This is a genomic window from Rhodococcus sovatensis (assembly GCF_037327425.1).
Taxonomy (GTDB): domain Bacteria; phylum Actinomycetota; class Actinomycetes; order Mycobacteriales; family Mycobacteriaceae; genus Rhodococcoides; species Rhodococcoides sovatense.
Genome location: NZ_CP147846.1, coordinates 25,865 through 43,899, shown reverse-complemented (window position 1 = coordinate 43,899; position 18,035 = coordinate 25,865). Strand labels below are relative to the sequence as shown.

Annotated in this window: 16 protein-coding genes and 1 pseudogene; 5 read left to right on the top strand and 12 right to left on the bottom strand. The window is 64.0% G+C overall.

Going from position 1 to position 18,035, the window contains the following annotated elements; genetic code table 11:
• Nucleotides 1-24: 24 nt before the first annotated feature.
• Entirely contained in the window at nt 25-969 is a 945-nt protein-coding gene (locus tag WDS16_RS00210; protein ID WP_338889607.1) for a methionyl-tRNA formyltransferase, read from the bottom strand.
• A gap of 55 nt (nt 970-1,024) precedes the next feature.
• Complete coding sequence (locus WDS16_RS00205; RefSeq protein ID WP_338889605.1) at nt 1,025-2,320, bottom strand: lysine N(6)-hydroxylase/L-ornithine N(5)-oxygenase family protein; 1,296 nt, start codon at nt 2,318-2,320, stop codon at nt 1,025-1,027.
• A gap of 122 nt (nt 2,321-2,442) precedes the next feature.
• On the opposite strand from WDS16_RS00205, the pseudogene WDS16_RS00200 reads away from it, so the two are divergent.
• Nucleotides 2,443-3,370: pseudogene (locus WDS16_RS00200) on the top strand (IS5 family transposase).
• Nucleotides 3,371-3,380: 10 nt separating this feature from the next.
• On the opposite strand, the gene WDS16_RS00195 reads toward WDS16_RS00200, so the two are convergent.
• The 4 genes from WDS16_RS00195 to WDS16_RS00180 all read right to left on the bottom strand — a co-directional run bounded on the left by WDS16_RS00195 (nt 3,381) and on the right by WDS16_RS00180 (nt 6,848).
• Nucleotides 3,381-4,184, bottom strand: coding sequence for an ABC transporter ATP-binding protein (locus WDS16_RS00195; RefSeq protein ID WP_338889603.1), 804 nt, complete (start codon nt 4,182-4,184; stop codon nt 3,381-3,383).
• Between the two features lie 8 nt (nt 4,185-4,192).
• On the bottom strand, nt 4,193-5,272 hold the full coding sequence (locus WDS16_RS00190; protein ID WP_338889601.1) for a FecCD family ABC transporter permease: 1,080 nt from the start codon (nt 5,270-5,272) through the stop codon (nt 4,193-4,195).
• Nucleotides 5,269-6,324, bottom strand: a complete 1,056-nt coding sequence (locus WDS16_RS00185; RefSeq protein ID WP_338893635.1) for an iron chelate uptake ABC transporter family permease subunit — start codon at nt 6,322-6,324, stop codon at nt 5,269-5,271. The genes WDS16_RS00190 and WDS16_RS00185 overlap by 4 nt, the downstream gene beginning before the upstream one ends.
• A gap of 98 nt (nt 6,325-6,422) precedes the next feature.
• Complete coding sequence (locus WDS16_RS00180) at nt 6,423-6,848, bottom strand: HIT family protein (RefSeq protein ID WP_338889599.1); 426 nt, start codon at nt 6,846-6,848, stop codon at nt 6,423-6,425.
• 95 nt (nt 6,849-6,943) lie between these two features.
• Between WDS16_RS00180 and WDS16_RS00175 the strand changes: the two genes are divergently transcribed.
• Entirely contained in the window at nt 6,944-7,747 is an 804-nt protein-coding gene (locus WDS16_RS00175; protein ID WP_338889597.1) for an HAD-IIA family hydrolase, read from the top strand.
• Nucleotides 7,748-7,764: 17 nt separating this feature from the next.
• On the opposite strand, the gene purB is transcribed toward WDS16_RS00175, so the two are convergent.
• Together purB and WDS16_RS00165 are read right to left on the bottom strand one after the other, a co-directional pair.
• Nucleotides 7,765-9,183: an adenylosuccinate lyase gene (gene purB, locus WDS16_RS00170; protein ID WP_338889595.1), complete on the bottom strand. Its 1,419-nt coding sequence runs from the start codon at nt 9,181-9,183 to the stop codon at nt 7,765-7,767.
• An 11-nt stretch (nt 9,184-9,194) separates the two neighbouring features.
• Nucleotides 9,195-9,842: a TetR family transcriptional regulator C-terminal domain-containing protein gene (locus WDS16_RS00165; protein ID WP_338889593.1), complete on the bottom strand. Its 648-nt coding sequence runs from the start codon at nt 9,840-9,842 to the stop codon at nt 9,195-9,197.
• Nucleotides 9,843-9,917: 75 nt separating this feature from the next.
• Here WDS16_RS00165 and WDS16_RS00160 point away from each other — a divergent pair, with 75 nt between their 5' ends.
• Nucleotides 9,918-10,919, top strand: a complete 1,002-nt coding sequence (locus WDS16_RS00160; protein WP_338889591.1) for a GntG family PLP-dependent aldolase — start codon at nt 9,918-9,920, stop codon at nt 10,917-10,919.
• Here the strand turns inward: WDS16_RS00160 and WDS16_RS00155 are convergent, their stop codons facing one another.
• Nucleotides 10,920-12,065 carry an aminotransferase class I/II-fold pyridoxal phosphate-dependent enzyme gene (locus WDS16_RS00155; RefSeq protein ID WP_338893634.1) on the bottom strand — a complete coding sequence of 382 codons (1,146 nt, stop codon included), beginning with the start codon at nt 12,063-12,065 and terminating at the stop codon, nt 10,920-10,922.
• 111 nt (nt 12,066-12,176) lie between these two features.
• Between WDS16_RS00155 and thiM the strand changes: the two genes are divergently transcribed.
• Nucleotides 12,177-13,019 carry a hydroxyethylthiazole kinase gene (gene thiM, locus WDS16_RS00150; RefSeq protein ID WP_338889589.1) on the top strand — a complete coding sequence of 281 codons (843 nt, stop codon included), beginning with the start codon at nt 12,177-12,179 and terminating at the stop codon, nt 13,017-13,019.
• 27 nt (nt 13,020-13,046) lie between these two features.
• Here thiM and purD read toward each other — a convergent pair whose 3' ends face one another.
• The 3 genes from purD to WDS16_RS00135 are packed head-to-tail and all read right to left on the bottom strand — an operon-like array spanning nt 13,047 to nt 17,522.
• Nucleotides 13,047-14,297: a phosphoribosylamine--glycine ligase gene (purD, locus tag WDS16_RS00145; protein WP_338889587.1), complete on the bottom strand. Its 1,251-nt coding sequence runs from the start codon at nt 14,295-14,297 to the stop codon at nt 13,047-13,049.
• A 46-nt stretch (nt 14,298-14,343) separates the two neighbouring features.
• The gene (locus WDS16_RS00140) at nt 14,344-16,290 is read right to left on the bottom strand and encodes a glycosyltransferase family 39 protein (protein ID WP_338889585.1); all 1,947 of its coding nucleotides are present in this window, start codon (nt 16,288-16,290) and stop codon (nt 14,344-14,346) included.
• Nucleotides 16,287-17,522, bottom strand: a complete 1,236-nt coding sequence (locus WDS16_RS00135) for a bifunctional glycosyltransferase family 2/GtrA family protein (RefSeq protein ID WP_338889583.1) — start codon at nt 17,520-17,522, stop codon at nt 16,287-16,289. Before WDS16_RS00135 ends, WDS16_RS00140 begins: the two co-directional genes overlap by 4 nt.
• Nucleotides 17,523-17,608: 86 nt before the next feature.
• Here WDS16_RS00135 and WDS16_RS00130 point away from each other — a divergent pair, with 86 nt between their 5' ends.
• Nucleotides 17,609-18,034 (top strand): HIT family protein, encoded by a 426-nt coding sequence (locus tag WDS16_RS00130; RefSeq protein ID WP_338889581.1) that lies wholly within the window; start codon nt 17,609-17,611, stop codon nt 18,032-18,034.
• Nucleotide 18,035: the final 1 nt, after the last annotated feature.

Sequence of the window (18,035 nt, the reverse complement as noted above, 5' to 3'; positions counted from 1 at the left end):
ATGAAGGGCGGCTGATACCCGTCATCACGGGCCGCTGGTGAGGTACCCGCCGCCACTCGGGAAGTACTTGAGCGCAGCGTAGTCCGTGCCGTCGCTGGTACGGAGGCGGTCGACGACGAGTGCATGGTTACGGCCGCGATGGGCGTTGGGGCCGGCGACGATGGCCATTCCGTCGTTTTCGCGGATGAATACCCTGCCGGGCGTCCCGCCATAAATTCCTTGTGAGACGTGAGCCTCTGTGATCGAAATGCGCTCGCCGCGATAGTAGGTGAAGGCGTTCGGGTACGGGTCGGACATCGCTCGAATCAACCGGTCGAGGTCGGATGCCTCCCACGACCAGTCGATCAGGCTGTCGGTTTCGTGCCGCTTGTGAAAGAACGTGCGTTCCCTGAGGTCTTGGGGACGCCACCGGGCGGTTCCGTACTCGATACTGTCGAGTGCTTCGAGGAGCACTGTGGGAATCAGATCGATTGTGTCCCTGACCAATTGTGTCGCGGTATCTCGGGGGCCGATCGGAATCGAAGCCTGCGTGAGGATGTCTCCGGTGTCGAGTTCGCCGTCCATTCGGTGTGCGGTCAACCCAACTTCTTCGGCACCGCTGATCAGAGCCCATGCGATCGGCGAGAAACCAGTAAACTTCGGCAGCAGCGAGTCGTGCAGATTGAGCGTTCCGTGTGGTGGGTGGGCGAAGATCTCCGGCGGCAACCAGGTGCGCCAATTATTGGCGATGATGATGTCAGGATTCCAGGCATGAATTTGTTTACGCAGGATTGCGTCCGGGCGTCGAGCAAGATGGACTTCAAGTTCGTGCTCGCGGGCAAGATCCTCGACCGAATCGGCCCAAATGCTCTCGTAGACCTGGTCGCTGGCCGGATGAGTGACGACGCCGACCACCTCGTGGCGGGAGTCGATCAAGGTCTGCAGAGTCTTCTGCCCCCAGGTCTGGTAACCGAACATCACCACTCGCATGACGAACCTTTCATCGAAACGACATCTTCGAACATTGCGCGTGAGGCGCCGCGGCCTACGTGAGCACCGCGTCCAGCATGGCTCGTGACGCCAAGGAATCGACCAGCTCGCCGGATCGCACAGCGATGTTGGACAGTAGGGACGAGGTCAGACCGTGTGAGTGCTCGGTCCCGCCTTGCAAGTAGATTCCTCCGGTGATCTCGGTGGACGTACGAAGCCGGTAGTCGCGCTCTACCTCCGGGCTTCCGTCGGCGGCGAACACGCATTCGTCGGCGACCGAACCGAGAATGCCGCGCAGGTCCAGCGGCCTGAAACCTGTTGCGTAGACGACAGCGTCGCACATGAGTCGCTCTTCCCGTCCGGTCGGGCGATGCAGAACCGACACCTCGACGCCGGTATCGGTCTCGCGAGGGACCGACACCTCCGATGCGCCACGCACGAACAATCGACGCTTGCCCGTCACCCGCTCCGTGTATTCACGGTTGTAGAGATCCTCGATGAGCGGAAGGTCGACAGCCGAGTAGTTGGTGCTGCGGTGGTAGGCAATGAGCTGCTCGCGAAGCTGCGGCGACGACACATAGAAGTCGTCGACGGCTTCAGGATCGAAAACCCGGTTGGCATAGGGACTGTCGTCCGCAGGGCTGTATCCGTACTTGCCGAAGACGCCGTGCACTTCGGAATCGGGGTAGCGCTCGTGGAGGTGAGCCACCACCTCGGCCGCGCTCTGCCCTGCACCGACGACTACGAATCTGCCATGCTTCGGTTCCGGGAGAGCCTCCAGATGATCGAGCACGCGGTGATTGTGAAAGACCCGAGCGCCGGCCGACACGCCGCCGGGAAGGATTGCCGTGAGACCACCGGCCAGTACGACGTTGCGCGCACGCAGGAGCTGCGACCCGAAGGCACCCTGTACCCGGACTTCGAAAAGTTCGCCGTTCCAAGAGACTTCGGTCGCCGTGGTGCCGTACAGCACATCCGCGTCGACCTTGTCCGCAGCCCATCGCAGGTAGTCGTGGAACTCGATGCGTGAGGGAAAGAACGTCTGAAGGTTGATGAAGTGGGTCAACCGGTCTCGCTGCGCGAGATACTCGAGAAACGTGTACTCACTTCTGGTGTTGCGCTGGGTCGCCAAGTCCTTGAGGAACGAAATCTGCATCGTCGCGCCCGGCAGCAGCATTCCGGGGTGCCATCTGAACTCCGGCTGCTTCTCGACGAACACCGACGTGATTCGTTCTTCGGCAGGCACTTCGGCATTGCGTTCCTGCAATGCGATGGCCAACCCCAGGTTGGACGGGCCGTATCCGACTCCGAGAATGTCCACTACATCGGTAGCGCTGTTCACCTTGAGCACGGGCCGTCCTTAGTCTGTCGGGAGTTCAACCAACTAAGCTTAACCTATCCAAAGTCGAAAAGTTGAGGCTATCTAGAGCGTGTCTCCCAAATTTGAGAGGTGCTGTCAGCGATGATATTTCGATGACGCGCGTGGGAGTGATCAGTGACGAGTTCTGGGAGATCGTCGAGCCAGTGATACCCACCGACGTGGGAAAACGTGGGCGGCGGTTCGCCGAGCACCGGCGAATTCTGGAGGGCATCGCATACCGATTCCGTACCGGGTGTCCGTGGCGAGATCTGCCGGAGGACTTCGGTCCGTGGCAGACGGTGTGGAAACGCCACCACCGATGGTCCTTCGATGGCACCTACGACGAGATGCTTGCCGCGGTGGCCGAGGTGTTCGGTCTCGACCCGGAAGAACTCGACGGCGATATCGGGGCGGTGCTCTCGATCGACTCGACCAGCGTCCGGGCGCATCAGCATGCGGCCGGTGCGCGAGCCGACACTCTCACAGGGGGCCTTGTCGAATTACAAGAAATCCGTCGACGAACCCGCTGACCACGCGTTGGGTCGATCTCGCGGAGGATTCACCACGAAGATCCATGCACTGACCGACCTGACGTGCTCGCCGGTGACGATGCTGCTGACCGGTGGGCAAGCCGGGGACAATCCACAGTTGGTGCCGTTGCTCGATGCCCACCGAGCTGCCGGTGGGGACCAGGACTACCGATTGCTCGCCGACAAGGCGTACACCCATCCCAGTACCCGCACCGAACTGCGTCGCCGCAAGATCAAACACACCATTCCCGAGCGCAGCGACCAGAAGCAGCGACGGGCCGACAAGGGGTCCGCCGGTGGTCGTCCACCGGGTTTCGATCCGACGATGTACAAGCACCGCAACACCGTCGAGCGTGGCTTCGGGCGGCTCAAACAGTGGCGTGGTGTGGCCACTCGATATGACAAGTACGCCATGACATTCCTCGGGGGCGTTGTCCTGTGCGCGGCAGTTCTGCACTCCCGCAACCACAACCACCGCCCGGCGATGAAAACGAAAACGGACCCAATTTAAGAGACACGCTCTAGGCGCGCCGACGAGCCAGCGGTATGACCAGCGGAGTGTGCGACTCCGGGTCCTCGATGATCCGGCACGGCATGCCGAACACCGATTCGACCAGCTCAGCAGTGATGACATCCGCAGGTTCACCGGACGTGACCACCTCACCGTCCTTCATCGCGATGATGTGATCGGCGTAGCGGCAGGCGTGGTTCAGATCGTGCAATACGGCAACCATGGTGTTGCCCTGTTCACGGTTGAGCTGCGAGCACAGTTCCAGCAGGTCGATCTGGTGGGCGATGTCGAGGAACGTCGTCGGCTCGTCGAGGAGCATCAACGGAGTCTGCTGCGCCAGAACCATTGCCACCCATACCCGTTGCCGCTGACCACCGGAAAGCTCGTCGACCAGGCGTCCGGACAGTTCGGTGACACCGGTCGCGTTCATCGCGAACACGACCGCGGCCTCGTCCTCCCTCGACCACTGCTTGATCAGCTTCTGATGCGGATAGCGTCCTCGCGCAACGAGATCGGCGACGGAAATGCCGTCGGGCGCGATGGACGTCTGCGGCAGGAGGCCGAGGCGTCGGGCAACTTCTTTCGCCGGGTACGACGAGATGGCCTTGCCGTCGAGCAGGACGGTTCCCGCCTCTGGCTTCAGCAGCCGTGACAACGCCCTGAGCAGGGTCGATTTACCACACGCGTTGGGACCGACGATGACGGTGAATTTGCCGTCGGGTATCTCGACGGACAGGTTCTCACTGATGATCCGCTTGTCGTAGCCGATCGTCACGTTGTCCGCGTGCAGTCGCGGTTGCTTCTTCTCGGTCATAACCTGAGTCACTGCTTTCTACCTTCCCGAGCCAACAACCACACGAAGTATGCGCCGCCGATCGACACCGTCACGACCCCGACCGGCAGCTGCGTAGGAGCGAAGATCCGCTGCGCCACCCAATCGCTCACGACGAGCAGGAATGCACCCATCGCCGCCGACGGGATCAACGACACGCCTGCAGTCTTGGTCAACCGCCGCACCAGCTGCGGCGCGGCAAGCGAAATGAACGAGATCGGGCCTGCAGCCGCAGTGACCAACGCCGTCAGAGCGACTCCGAGAACCATCAGCAGCAGCCTTGTCGGCTCGGCGCGAATACCGAGCGCCTTGGCTGCGTCGTCACCCATCTCCAGCATCGGCAGTCGCTTCGCGATGACCGCCAGAAGCGGAGTGATGACGATCAGGACGGCGAGGACCGGTCCGACCTGCGCCCAGCTCAGACCGTTGAGGCTGCCCGCACCCCACACCGCCGCTGCCATGGCGTCGGCCAGGTCGGCCTTGATGATGAGCCAGGTGTTGATCGACGCCAGAATCGCGCTCATTGCGATACCGACGATGATCAACCGGAAGCCCTGCACGCCCTTCTTGAACGCGAGGAGGTACACCACTGCGGCAGTGCAGATTCCGCCGATCAACGCGCCGGCACCGGTCTGGTAGTAACCGCCGCCGAGGGTCAGGATGACGATGAGGGCGCCGGTGTAGGCACCGGTATCGAAGCCGATGATGTCAGGACTACCCAACGGATTTCGCGTCAGCGACTGAAAGATCGCCCCGGATACACCGAGGGCACCACCGAGCAGCAGTGCGAGCGCGACGCGAGGGAAACGCCACTCCATGACGACAAGTTCGGTGAACCTCGGTGCGTCGGAGAACAACGCCTGCAGTACTGCGCCCGGCGCGATCTGGTAGTCACCGGTCCCGAGTGCGATGACCGACACCACCAGTGAGAGCACCACGAGGATCGAACAAACCAGAACGGTTCGGACGTCGATCCGTCCGTTGATCCTGTCATCGGCAATCCTGAGAATACGAACCTTGCGACCGAAGTCGACGTCGGAATCTGCAGATTTGGGCTCGATCACTGTCACAGACCACTCACCTTCTTGCGACGAACCAGAAGGATGAGGACAGGGGCGCCGACGAACGCAGTCACGATGCCCACCTGAAGCTCACCGGGCCTGATCACGATGCGCCCGACGACGTCGGACAGGAGCAACAGGCATGGCGCCGCAGCGACGGTGTACAGAAGAATCCATCGCTGATCCGGACCGACGAACCAGCGAACCATGTGCGGGATCATCAGACCCACGAACCCGATCGGCCCGGCCGCAGCGGTCGCGGCACCGGCGAGCAACGTCACCGCGATGACGCCGATGACGCGCGTGTTCTTCACCTTCGCGCCGAGCGACTGCGCGAGGTCGTCACCGAGAGCGATGGCGTTGAGCGGGCGGGCGATGACGATCGCAAGAATCAAGCCGAGAATCACGAAGGGCCCGATAGCAAAGGAAATATCGAGCCCTCGACCTGACAACGAACCCGCACCCCAGAATCGCATCTTGTCGAATGCCTCGGGATCGATCAGTGTCAGTCCCGTCGTGATTCCGCCGAGCATTGCTCCGAGAGCAATCCCGGCCAGCGTCAACCGAATCGGCGTAGCCCCGGCCCTGCCCATCGATCCGAGCGCATAGACAGCGACGGTGGCCAGAATCGCCCCGAGGAACGCGAACCAGATGTACGACCAGATTCCGGTGAATCCCAGCAACCCGACGGCGAGGGTCACGAAGAACGCGGCACCGGCGTTGACACCGAGAATCCCTGGATCCGCCAACGGGTTTCGAGTCATCGCCTGGATCAGAGCGCCACTGACACCGAGCGCGATTCCGACGATCAACCCGAGGACCGTTCGCGGCACCCGTAGTTCACGAATGATGACGGCGTTGTTGGATTCGTCGTACGCGAACAGGCCGTTCCACACCTCGTTCAACGGGATGTATTTGATGCCGACTGCGATGGAAAGCAAACAGATCACGGCGAGAAGGCCGATGACGACGAAGAGTCCGAGGGTGCGGCGTGCGTTGGTCTTGGCGAGCCCCCCTGGAGTGGACGGACTCTCCAGTTGCCCGGCCGCCGGTGCTTCCATATGACCGGCGTCACCGGCTTTGCTCGCTACCGTCGTCATGCAAGCGCTCCCGAGACTCAAATTGAATTAGGGATACCTTACACAGGCCTGAGTAGCCTCTACGACTGCGTCAGAGCCCCCGCGAGTTCCGCGGCCTTCGCGTCGAGCTCCTCCCGCTGCGGCGACGTCGGCCTGGCGCGCAACCCGAAACCGTCGCCGGTCGTCCTGGGAATCACGTGAAGATGGACGTGGAAGATTTCCTGGCCCGCTACTTCCCCATCGGCGAGGAAGAAGTTGACTCCAGCGCACCGCGGGTCGGTCGCGCGGAGCGCCGCGGCGATCTTCTGCCCGACGACGAACAGGTGGCCACCGGTCTCAGGATCGAGTTCGGACAGGCTGCGGGCCTGCTGTCGTGGCACGACCAGAACGTGTCCCCGCGTGAACGGTCTGATGTCCATGAACGCGACGGCCACCTCGTCCTCGTACACCAGGCTGGATTCGGCGTTCCCCGCGATGATCTCGGCAAATATCGTGTACGGATTCATATGCAGACCCTAATTCTGGTCATTCCGCAGGCTGCACTCCCGCCCGAGTCCAAGGCTGCACTGCGTCACCGGTGGCCCACGACTAGGGTCTGCCCATGGGCATACTGGGAGGCGTTCTCTTCGACATCGACGGCGTACTGGTCACGTCGTGGAAGCCTGTGCCCGGGGCCGCAGAGACGCTCGAGTTCCTCGACAGCAAAGACATCGCGCGGGCATTCCTGACCAACACCACCTCCAAGACCCGCTCCCAGATTGCCGACGCACTGACCCGCGTAGGCATGCCCGTGCACGCCGACGAAATCGTCACCGCTGCCTCGCTGACTGCCGACTATCTGCGCGAAACCTATCCGGGGGCGAAGACGGTCCTGATCAACAACGGAGATATCGCGGGCGACATGCCGGGGATCGAGTTCGTCGAGGAGTCGGGTGACGACCCGGACGTCGTCGTCGTCGGCGGCGCGGGGCCTGAGTTCACCCATGAGCGACTCAGCCGCGTCTATGACTGGCTGTGCCGCGGCATCCCCGTCGTCGCCATGCACCGGAGCCTGATGTGGACGACAGGAGCCGGACTGCGGATCGACACCGGCATGTATCTCGCCGGAATGGAGAAGGCGTCCGGGCACAAGGCAAAGGCGATCGGAAAGCCTGCACCACTCGGGTTCCAGACAGCAGCCGAGCGAATGGGTGTCGACCCGGTGGACGTGGTGATGGTCGGCGACGACCTGGACAACGACGTTCTCGCCGCCCAGGTCGTCGGAATGACCGGGGTCCTCGTGCGGACCGGAAAGTTCCAGCAGGATGTGCTGGACCGCCGCGCCAAACAAGAATTCGGACTACAGCCGAGTCATGTCATCGACTCGGTGGCGACGTTGCCGGAGGTCCTTCGCACCCGTGTGTGAGGCCCCATTCTCCTAGATCAGAGAATCGGCGACGGCGTGTACTTGGCCCCCGACGGGAACTGGCTGACGAGCGACTCGACCTCCGACACGACGGCCGCGACCTGCGTCTCGGCTGAACCGATGAACGCTGACTTGTCGGCCAGTGCCGCGTCGAGGGCGGCGCGGTCGAGCGGGATGCGCACGTCGGCTGCGAGCCGGTCGAGCAGATCCGGCTCCTGGCCCTGCTCCCGCATCGCCAGCGCAACAGCGACGGCATGCTCCTTGATGGCCTCGTGCGCGGTCTCGCGGCCGACTCCCGCGCGCACCGATGCCATCAACACCTTGGTCGTCGCGAGGAAAGGCAGGTAGCGCTGCAGTTCCTTCGCGATGACGGCCGGGTACGCGCCGAACTCGTCGAGGACGGTCAGGAACGTCTCGATCATGCCGTCGATCGCGAAGAACGCATCGGGAAGTGCGACGCGTCGGACGACCGAGCAGAACACGTCGCCCTCGTTCCACTGCGCGCCCGCGAGCTCCGCTGCCATCGATCCGTATCCGCGGAGGATCACCTGAAGTCCGTTGACCCGCTCGCACGAGCGGGTGTTCATCTTGTGCGGCATCGCCGAGGATCCGACCTGACCGGCCTGGAAACCTTCGGTCACCAACTCGTGTCCGGCCATCAGGCGAACGGTATGTGCAAACGACGACGGCCCGGCACCGAGCTGGACCAGCGCGGAGACGACCTCGTGGTCGAGTGAGCGCGGGTACACCTGGCCGACACTGGTGAGCACGTGGCGGAAACCGAGGTGATCAGCGACGATCCGTTCGAGTGCGGTGAGCTTGGCAGAGTCACCGTCGAACAGGTCGAGCATGTCCTGTGCGGTGCCCATGGGGCCCTTGATTCCGCGGAGCGGGTAACGCGCGATGAGTTCCTGCAGCCGCGCCAACGCGAGCAACATTTCGTCGGCGGCAGAGGCGAACCGCTTGCCGAGCGTCGTCGCCTGCGCGGCGACGTTGTGGCTGCGGCCGGCCATGACCAGTGAAGAGTATTCGGCGGCGCGTTCGGCCAACCGAGCGGCAACGGCGACACCGTGTGCGTGCACGTGTTCGAGCGACCGCACGATCTGCAGTTGCTCGACGTTCTCGGTCAGGTCACGGCTCGTCAGTCCTTTGTGGATGTGCTCGTGGCCGGCGAGCGCATTGAACTCCTCGATCCGCGCTTTGACGTCGTGCCGGGTCACCCGCTCGCGCTCGGCGATCGATGCGAGGTCGACCTGATCGATGACTCGTTCGTAGTCGGCCACAGCACCGGACGGCACATCGACGCCGAGGCTGGACTGCGCTTTCAGAACGGCGATCCACAGCTGACGCTCGAGGACGATCTTGTGTTCCGGAGACCACAGGTCCACCAGCTCGAGGCTTGCATAACGGGTGGCAAGGACATTCGGAATGGTCACAGGTATCCAGTTTACGTGCCGTACGACTGGGCCGGCGCGACGACGTCCAACACTTCGAGCAGCATGCTCTTCGCCATGGCCCGCGGTGCCGGATCGACCTCGCCGAGCGCACCCACGACTGCACCGTCGACGACCGCGACGAGCCTGCGCAGTTGCTGCTCGTGCACGATCCGACCGGACCGACGCAACACGTCGGTCAAGAGGTCGTCGATCTGCGCGCGCAGTCGCAGCTGGACCTCGCGCAGTTGCGGATGCCGGGCGGACGCGATGAACCGCTCGTACCGCGCGACGAGCTTTTCCCGTCCTTCGCCCTGGCCGTCCTCGGGGCCGATCAACAGGTCGACGATCAACATGGCCGTCGACTCCACATCGTGTGCCAGGTCCTGCAGTTCGTCGATGCGCCCTCGCATGACCACCAGCTCACGGTTGCCGAGGACCTCGACAGCACAGGCGATGAGGTCGTCGAGTGATTCGAAATAGTAGGTCGTGGAGGCCAAGGGCAATCCGGCCCTCGTCGCGACAGCTCGATGCCTGACGGCGTCGAAACCGCCCTCGACCAGCAGGTCCGCGGCCGCGCATGCCAATGCATGCCGTCGACGCTCTCCCTTCGGAGTCGCGCCCGACACCTTGGTCGGCGAGCCGGCCGATCCTGTTGACATTCGAACTATGGTGCCAGCCCGCGCCGATCCGTCTGAGGTAAACGGGTCTTTCACCCGTGTGGAATCGTTAACAATATGAACACCCGAACAATCGATCTGCGCTCGGACACCGTCACCCGCCCCGATGCCGCGATGCGGAAGGCGATGGCGGACGCCGAGGTCGGTGACGACGTTCTCGACCGAGACCCGACGATGGCGGCGCTGGAGGAACGGGTGGCGGCCACCCTTGGTTACGACGCAGCCCTGTGGGTTCCGAGTGGCTCGATGGGCAACCTCATTGCGTTGATGATCCACTTGCGGCGCGGTGACGCCTTCCTCGCTCCGGAGCACGCACACGTCCTCGGTTCCGAACTCGGGACCGCCGCATGGCTCGCGCAGGGCATGCCGCAGGTGCTCCCCCACGACGCCGGACCTGGCCGTCCGACTCCGAACTCCGTCGCAGCAGCGACTGGCGCCGGCCCGTACTACGCACTGGCCACCACGCTGCTGTGCCTGGAGAACACCCACAACTTCGCCGGCGGTGCAGTATTCGACGTGGACGAGTGGAACGGTTTGCTCGGCGCGGCCCGGCAGGCGAACCTGCTGGTTCACCTCGACGGGGCGCGCGTGTGGAACGCTGCGGTCGCGTTGGACGTCCAGGTGTCGGATCTGACCCGAGGCGCGGACACCGTCCAGGTGTGCCTGAGCAAGGGCCTCGGTGCACCCGTCGGATCGATGCTGGCAAGCGACAGCAGCCGCATCACCGAGGCCAGGCGGATCCGCAAGATGCTCGGCGGCGGCGTCAGGCAAGGCGGGATCCTTGCAGCCGCTGGGCTGCTCGCCTTGGACAACATCGATTCACTTGCCTGCGATCATGCCAATGCCAGGCGGCTCGCGGACGGCTTGCGCGAGCGCGGCTGGAGCGTTGAACAGCCGCAGACGAACATCGTGCTCGCCGACGGCCCGATGAGCGTCGGGGAATTGGCGACGCTCGGGATCGCTGCCGTCACGGTCACCGGCAGGACTCGTTTCGTCACGCACCGAGACGTGTCGGAAGCCGATATCGACGAAGCGCTGGCGCGACTCGGAGATGCGTAGCTACCTGTTTTCGCGCACTGCGGGGCTCAGAATCGGACCCAGCCTCACCAGTGCTTCGTCGATGTCGGCCGTCGACCCGGCGAACGAGAATCGCACGGTGTGGTGCCCGTGCACGGTGTCGAAATCGACGCCCGGAGCAAGCGCGACGCCTGTAGCGGCCAGAACCTGTTCGCACCAGGCACGCGAGTCCTGCGTCAGATGCCCGATGTCGGCATACGCGTAGAACGCCCCGTCTGCAGGTGCGAGATCGGTGACACCGGCGGCGGTCAGGCCGTCGAGCAGGATCTGGCGGTTGACGGCGTAGCGGCGAACGTGGCCGTCGAGTTCCGCCCGAGATTCCTCGGTGAATGCCGCGATTGCCGCAACCTGGGAGATCGCGGGCGGGCACACCGTCATGTTCGACGCGAGGCGTTCCACGGCACGGTGCAGGTGCTGTGGGAGCAGCATCCAGCCGAGCCGCCAACCCGTCATCGAGAAGTACTTCGACACAGAGCCGATCACCACCGAGCGCTTCGACGTCTCCCATGCACTCGACGTCCGCGCGCCACTGTTCTGCGCACCGTTGTAGGAGATTCCGTGGTAGATCTCGTCGGAGACCAGCAGGGTGCCGTTGACCTCGCACCAGCGCGCGATCGCGGCGAGTTCGTCGGCGTCGATGATGGTGCCGGTCGGATTCGCCGGGCTGGCGATGATCAGGCCCTTCGGCGGTTCCGGCAAAGCGTCGAGCATCGCTGCGGTCGGCTGGTACCGCGAATCGGTGCCGCAGTCGAGTTCGATCACTCGACAACCCAACGCGGCCAACGTATTCCGATATGCGGGGTAACCGGGCCTGGCCATGACGACGGTATCGCCCACGTCGAACGCAGCGAGAAAGAGCAGCGTGAACGCGCCGGAGGACCCGGTAGTGACCACAACGTCGTCAGCGGTGACGTCGACCCCTGATTCCTCCGAATGGTAGCGAGCGATCGCCTGTCGAAGCGGCAGGATGCCCAGTGTTTCGGTGTAGCCGAGAAGGTGCGTGTCGAGGGCATCTCTTGTGGCCTGTAGAACCGGTGCCGGAGCCGAGGTCGACGGTTGGCCCGCGGCGAGCGACAACACATCCCCGTGGGTGCGGTTGCGTACCGCAGCAGCTTTGAACACGTCCATGACATGGAACGGTTCGATCCGGGATCTGTTGGACCCTGCGCTGCCTGACCCTGCTCTGTCTGATTCGCTGACCACTCTGTCGAGGCTATCGGAGCGTGGAACACTGGAACGATGCCCGACGCCACCCTGCCCACCACGTATCCGACCGCGAACGACGTCGCCGACGCACTCGACGCACTGCGGTCGTCGACGCCGCTGGTGCAGTCACTGACGAATTTGGTGTCCGCGAACTTCGTGACCAACGTTCTGCTCGCAGCGGGAGCAAGCAACGCCCACATCGACAACGTCCACGAGGCTGCCGGATTCGCAGCCATAGCGTCCGGAGTCCTGGTCAACCTCGGCACTCCGGACGACGGCACTGCGGCGGCGTTCACACTCGCTGCCGAATCCGCGACGGCTTCAGGCACACCGTGGGTTCTCGATCCGGTGGGTGTCGGCGGACTGCCGTGGCGAACGGAGCTCGCAGCAGGTCTTTTGACGCAGCGCCCGACGGCCATCAGGGGAAATGCGTCGGAGATCATCGCGCTCGCCGGACTCGGAAATTTCGGACGGGGCGTCGACAGTTCCTCGGAGTCGGAGGGCGCGCTACCTGCCGCGGTGGCGCTCCTCCAGTTCGCGCAGGTGGTCTCGGCCTCGGGCGCAATCGACTACATCGTCGGGCGCGGCGAATCAGGCACTGTGGGAGTACGCGTACTGGGCGGCAGTCCTCTGTTGACCAAGGTGACTGCGACGGGATGCGCACTCGGCGGGCTTGCGGCGGCCTATCTCGCCGTGACGCCGTCCTCGTTACTCGGCCTCACCGCAGCACACACGCATGTCGCTGTCGCATCCGAACTGGCACAACGCAATTCGTCGGGTCCCGGATCGTTCGCGGTGGCCTTCCTCGATGCGCTCGCCTCGATCACCCCCGAGGACATCCGCGCCCAGGCTCGCATCGAACGCCTGGATCTCTGAGGACTGTTGTCCACAGGCGCTGAGTTATTACAGCGAGATGCGACCGTCCACGGCCGCCAACCCGATATCGGTACGGAAATGGCTGCCAGGCAAGCGGATCGGCTCGATCTTTCGATATGCATCCGCCCGCGCCGCAGCGAGATCCGACCCGACTCCTACGACGCTCAGCACCCGGCCACCCGCCGAGACAACGGCGCCGTCCTTCACTGCCGTTCCGGCGTGCAGAACGCCGTCGGCGTCGGCACCGGTGATCGCGTCACCGGTCCGCGGACGACCTGGGTAGTTCTCTGCAGCGAGTACGACGGTCACGGCTGCACCGTCTTTCCACTGCAGCGGCGGCAGCGAACTCAACGTTCCGGTAGCGGTGGCATTCAGTGCTTCTCCGAGAGGAGTCTCGAGCAGCGCTAACACTGCCTGCGTCTCCGGATCGCCGAATCGGCAGTTGAATTCGACCACTGCGGGGCCCTGCGCACCGATCGCGAGCCCTGCGTACAGCAGGCCGGAGAACGGGCATGAACGCTTGACCATCTCGGCAGCGACGGGCTCGACTACCTCGCTGACGATCTGTGCGACAACCTCGGCAGGCAGCCACGGCAACGGGGTGTACGCACCCATACCGCCGGTGTTCGGTCCGGTATCTCCGTCGCCGACACGCTTGTGGTCCTGCGCGGGGAGGAGCGGAACAACAGTCTCGCCGTCGACGAGGCAGAACAGCGATACCTCGGGTCCGTCGAGAAAGGACTCGAGCAGGACAGGGTGACCGGTTTCGAGAAGCTCGGCGGCGTGGTCACGAGCAGCCAGACGATCGGTGGTGACCACGACGCCCTTGCCTGCGGCGAGACCGTCGTCCTTGACGACCCAGTTCGGCCCGAATCGGTCGAGGGCCTCGTCGAGCTTGGCCGGGGTGTCGACGATCTCGCTGTGTGCTGTGCGGACGCCTGCCGCAGCCATGACGTCCTTGGCGAATGCTTTCGAGCCCTCGATGCGGGCCGCGGCGGCCGACGGACCGAACGTGGCGATGCCGGCCTGGCGGAGCGAATCGGCAACACCGAGCACGAGAGGAACCTCGGGCCCGATGATCACCAGGTCAGCTTCGAGCTTGCGCGCCAACTCGGTGACGGCATCGCTGGACGCGACGTCGACGGGATGCTGCTCGGCGAGCTTCGCCGTGCCTGCATTCCCGGGGGCCACCAGCAGCGTGCTGACCGACGGGTCCTTGCTCAACGCAAGGAGGAGGGCGTGCTCACGAGCACCGGAACCTATGACGAGTACGCGCACAGTGCATCAGACTATCGGCAAAGGCCCGTGCCGATGAAACACCGGGTCAGCTCAGGTCGTACATCGCGACTCCGTCGACCGTGACCGGCGAGTAGTTCGCGGTGACCCACTCCGAGATCTCGGCGGACGTGCCCGAACTGCTACCGCCCATGCCGCCACCGGCGATGAAGTAGTGGATCTGGCCTAGTTCGACGTATTCCTGGAACTCCGCCAACGTCGGTGACGGGTCGGTGCCGTTGAAGCCGCCGATCGGCATGACCGGCTCCTCGGTCGCGAGCTGGTAGCCGGAAGCAGTGTTGGAGCCGATCGCGGCGGCGACCCAGGTGTACTTCTCGGCGTCGGCCTCGAGCAACGAGGTGATCGCTTCGGTGGGATCACTGCCGCGGAGAAGTCCACCCGCACCGTCGCTCGGCATACCTGCAGGCATCCGACCAGGCCCACCGTCGCGCATGCCACCCATTCCGCCCATACCCGTGGACGGCCCGGCGGTGACGATGGAACCGGTGTGCGGAGTGTTGATCGTGTCGACGGCATAGGCAGTCGGACCGGCCAAACCTGCAAATATCACCACCAGAGTCGTTGCGGCGGCCAACTTCCCGCGGGTCATCGCAGGAATCAGCAGCAGAACTGCGCCGATCAACCCGGTCACAAACACCGCCCAGCGCAACCACGGAACGAAATCGGCGCTGCGGCCCAGGAGAACCCACGCCATCGCAACTGCGGCCATCGTCGCCGCGGCAAGGCCGATGCGCACCCAGTACCGATCACGATGACGCCACGCCAGCACGCTGCCAGCACCGATGAGTGCCGCCACGGCAGGTGCGAGAGCAACTGTGTAGTACGAGTGGAAGATGCCGGCCATGAAGCTGAACACCAACCCGGTGACGAGCAGCCACAGACCCCACACAGCCAATGCAGCGCGTTGCGGATCGGTACGGGCGACCCGTCCACGCAACACCAGACCGAGCACCAACAGAATCAGCGCCGACGGAATCAACCAGGCAATCTGGCCGCCCTGGGAGGCGTCGAACATGCGGCCGACGCCGGTTTCACCCCACATGCTGCCGCCCCCTCCGCCCATACCCGTACCGCCTGCACGCATCCCGTCGGCCATACCTTCTGCCACGCTGCGGCCTCCACCCGGCGTGACGCTGCCGGTCTCGTCACCGTTGAGGCGCCCGAGGCCGTTGTAACCGAGTGTGAGTTCGAGGATCGAATTGTTCTGCGATCCACCGATCCACGGCCGCGAGGATGCGGGCCACAACGAGGTGGCCACGAGCCACCAACCGGCTGCCACGATCGCAGCTCCCAGCGAGGCGAACAGTTGCGCGACGCGCGTCAGCAGCTTCGGTGGACCTGCGAAGAGGTACATCATCGCGATCGGCGGGATGACGAGCATGACCTGCAGTTGCTTCGTCAGGAACCCGAATCCGACGAGCACCCCGGCGAGCACGAGCCACCGGGTTCGCCCGTCTTCGACCGCTCGCATCGATGCCCAGACCGCAGCGATCATGAGGAGCACGAGCAAGGCGTCGGGGTTGTTGAATCGGAACATCAGAGCGGCTACGGGAGTCACGGCGAGCGTAAGACCCGCGAGGAGTCCTGCTGCAGCACCGAACTGACGCTTGATCGTCGCCCACAGCAACGCGACGGACCCGACGCCCAACAACGCCTGTGGAATCAGCATCGCCCATGAACTCAGTCCGAATATCCGAACCGACAGCGACATCAGCCAGAGCGACATCGGTGGCTTGTCGACGGTAATCGAGTTGGCCGCGTCGGACGATCCGAAGAAGAACGCCTTCCACGACACCGAACCAGCCTGTACTGCAGCGGAGTAGAACGAGTTTGCCCAACCAGAGGAGCCGACACCCCAGATGTAGGCGACGGCCGTGCCGACGAGTAGCGCTGCGAGTGCGATCCACTCCCAAGCCCTGTTGCTGCGAGGTGCGGGTGCTGCGGCTTCGGACTGCCGCTCCATCAACGTAGTCACAGCGGAAGCGCCTCTTTGTTGCGGAACACCAAGCGGAGAGCCACGAATCGGCACACTGTGGCAACAAGATTGGTGACGACGAGTACACCGAGTTCGACATGATGTGATGCGTCCGGCACCGCTGAGTGGAGGACAAGAAGCGAACCGCTGGTGATGAGCAGGGCGAATCCGAACACGATCAAGCCCTGCACGTGGTGCTTACCCGCGTCGTGCGGACCCCGGACTCCGAAGGTGAACGCTCGATTTGCTGCAGTGTTCAGCACTGCAGTGATGAGCAGCCCCGAGAAGTTCGCGGCCTGCGCACCGATAGTCGGTTGCAGAATCAGATAGAGCAGGGCGTAGGCGATCGTGCTTGCGATTCCGACGATGCCGAATCGGACCAGCTGCCCGATCATCCCGTGCGGTACTCCGGCCACGAGCGGCTCCCGTCCCAGACTGTTCCGTAGCTCGGCTACCGGCAGTTCACCCGTGGCAAGTGCGCGCCCGACGCGCCAGCACCCTTGAAGATCCTTGACCGCGGTGTCGACGATGTTGACGCTGCTGCCCGGGTCGTCGACCCAGTCGACCGGCACTTCGTGAATACGCAAGCCCGCCTTCTCCGCGATGACGAGGAGTTCGGTGTCGAAGAACCAGCCGGTGTCCTGCACGAGTGGCAGAAGTGCGCGGGCGACGTCGGTACGCATCGCCTTGAAGCCGCACTGGGCATCGGAGAACCGCGCCTGAAGTGAGGCACGCAGAATCAAGTTGTAGCTGCGCGAGATGAACTCGCGCTTCGCGCCGCGGACGACGCGCGACGAGCGAGCGAGCCGCGAACCGATCGCGAGGTCGGAGTGTCCCGACATCAACGGAGCGATCAGCGGCATCAGCGCGTTGAGGTCGGTGGAGAGATCGACGTCCATGTACGCGACGACGTCGGCATCGGAAGCGAGCCAGACGGCCTTCAGCGCCCGCCCCCGCCCCTTCTCTCCGAGGTGATGTACCCGAACGCCGTCGATCTCCGCGGCCAGTCGCTGCGCGACCGCGAGGGTGCCATCGGTACTTGCGTTGTCGGCGATGGTGATCTGCGACCGAAGAGGAATGTTGTCGTCGAGGTGGGCACGGAGTCGACGTATGCACTGCTCGAGGTCGACTTCCTCGTTGTAGACCGGAATGACCACCTCGAGCGTGGCCGTGTGACCGGAGCGCGAGCCGGTCCGGCGACCGTCCGGCTTCAGTAGCGAGTTCGATGTCATGGGACAAGATTGGCGTCCTTGGCTGCGACGGCCCTGCGTCCATGCTGGCAGTTTCCTGGGTGCGGCCCGGGGCATACCCTTTCCTCATGGCTTCCGTCTTCAGCAAGATAATCAGTGGCGAGATTCCGGGACGATTCGTGTGGGAGGACGAGGACGTCGTCGGGTTTCTGACGATCGCTCCAGTGACCCAAGGCCACACCTTGATCGTCCCGCGCGAGGAGATCGACCAGTGGCAGGACGTCGACGGCGCAGTCTTCGGCAAGCTGACCTCAGTGGCCCAGAAGATCGGACAAGCCGTCGTCAAGGGCTTCGATGCCCCGCGAGCGGGCTTCCTGATTGCGGGCTTGGAGGTTCCACACCTGCACCTGCACGTCTTCCCTGCATACGACATGGGCAACTTCGACATCTCCGGTGCGGATCCGAGCCCATCGGCGGAATCTCAGGACGAGGCGGCGTCGAAGATCAGGGCGGCGCTCACCGAGCTGGGCTACGGCGACAACGTTCCTGCCTGAT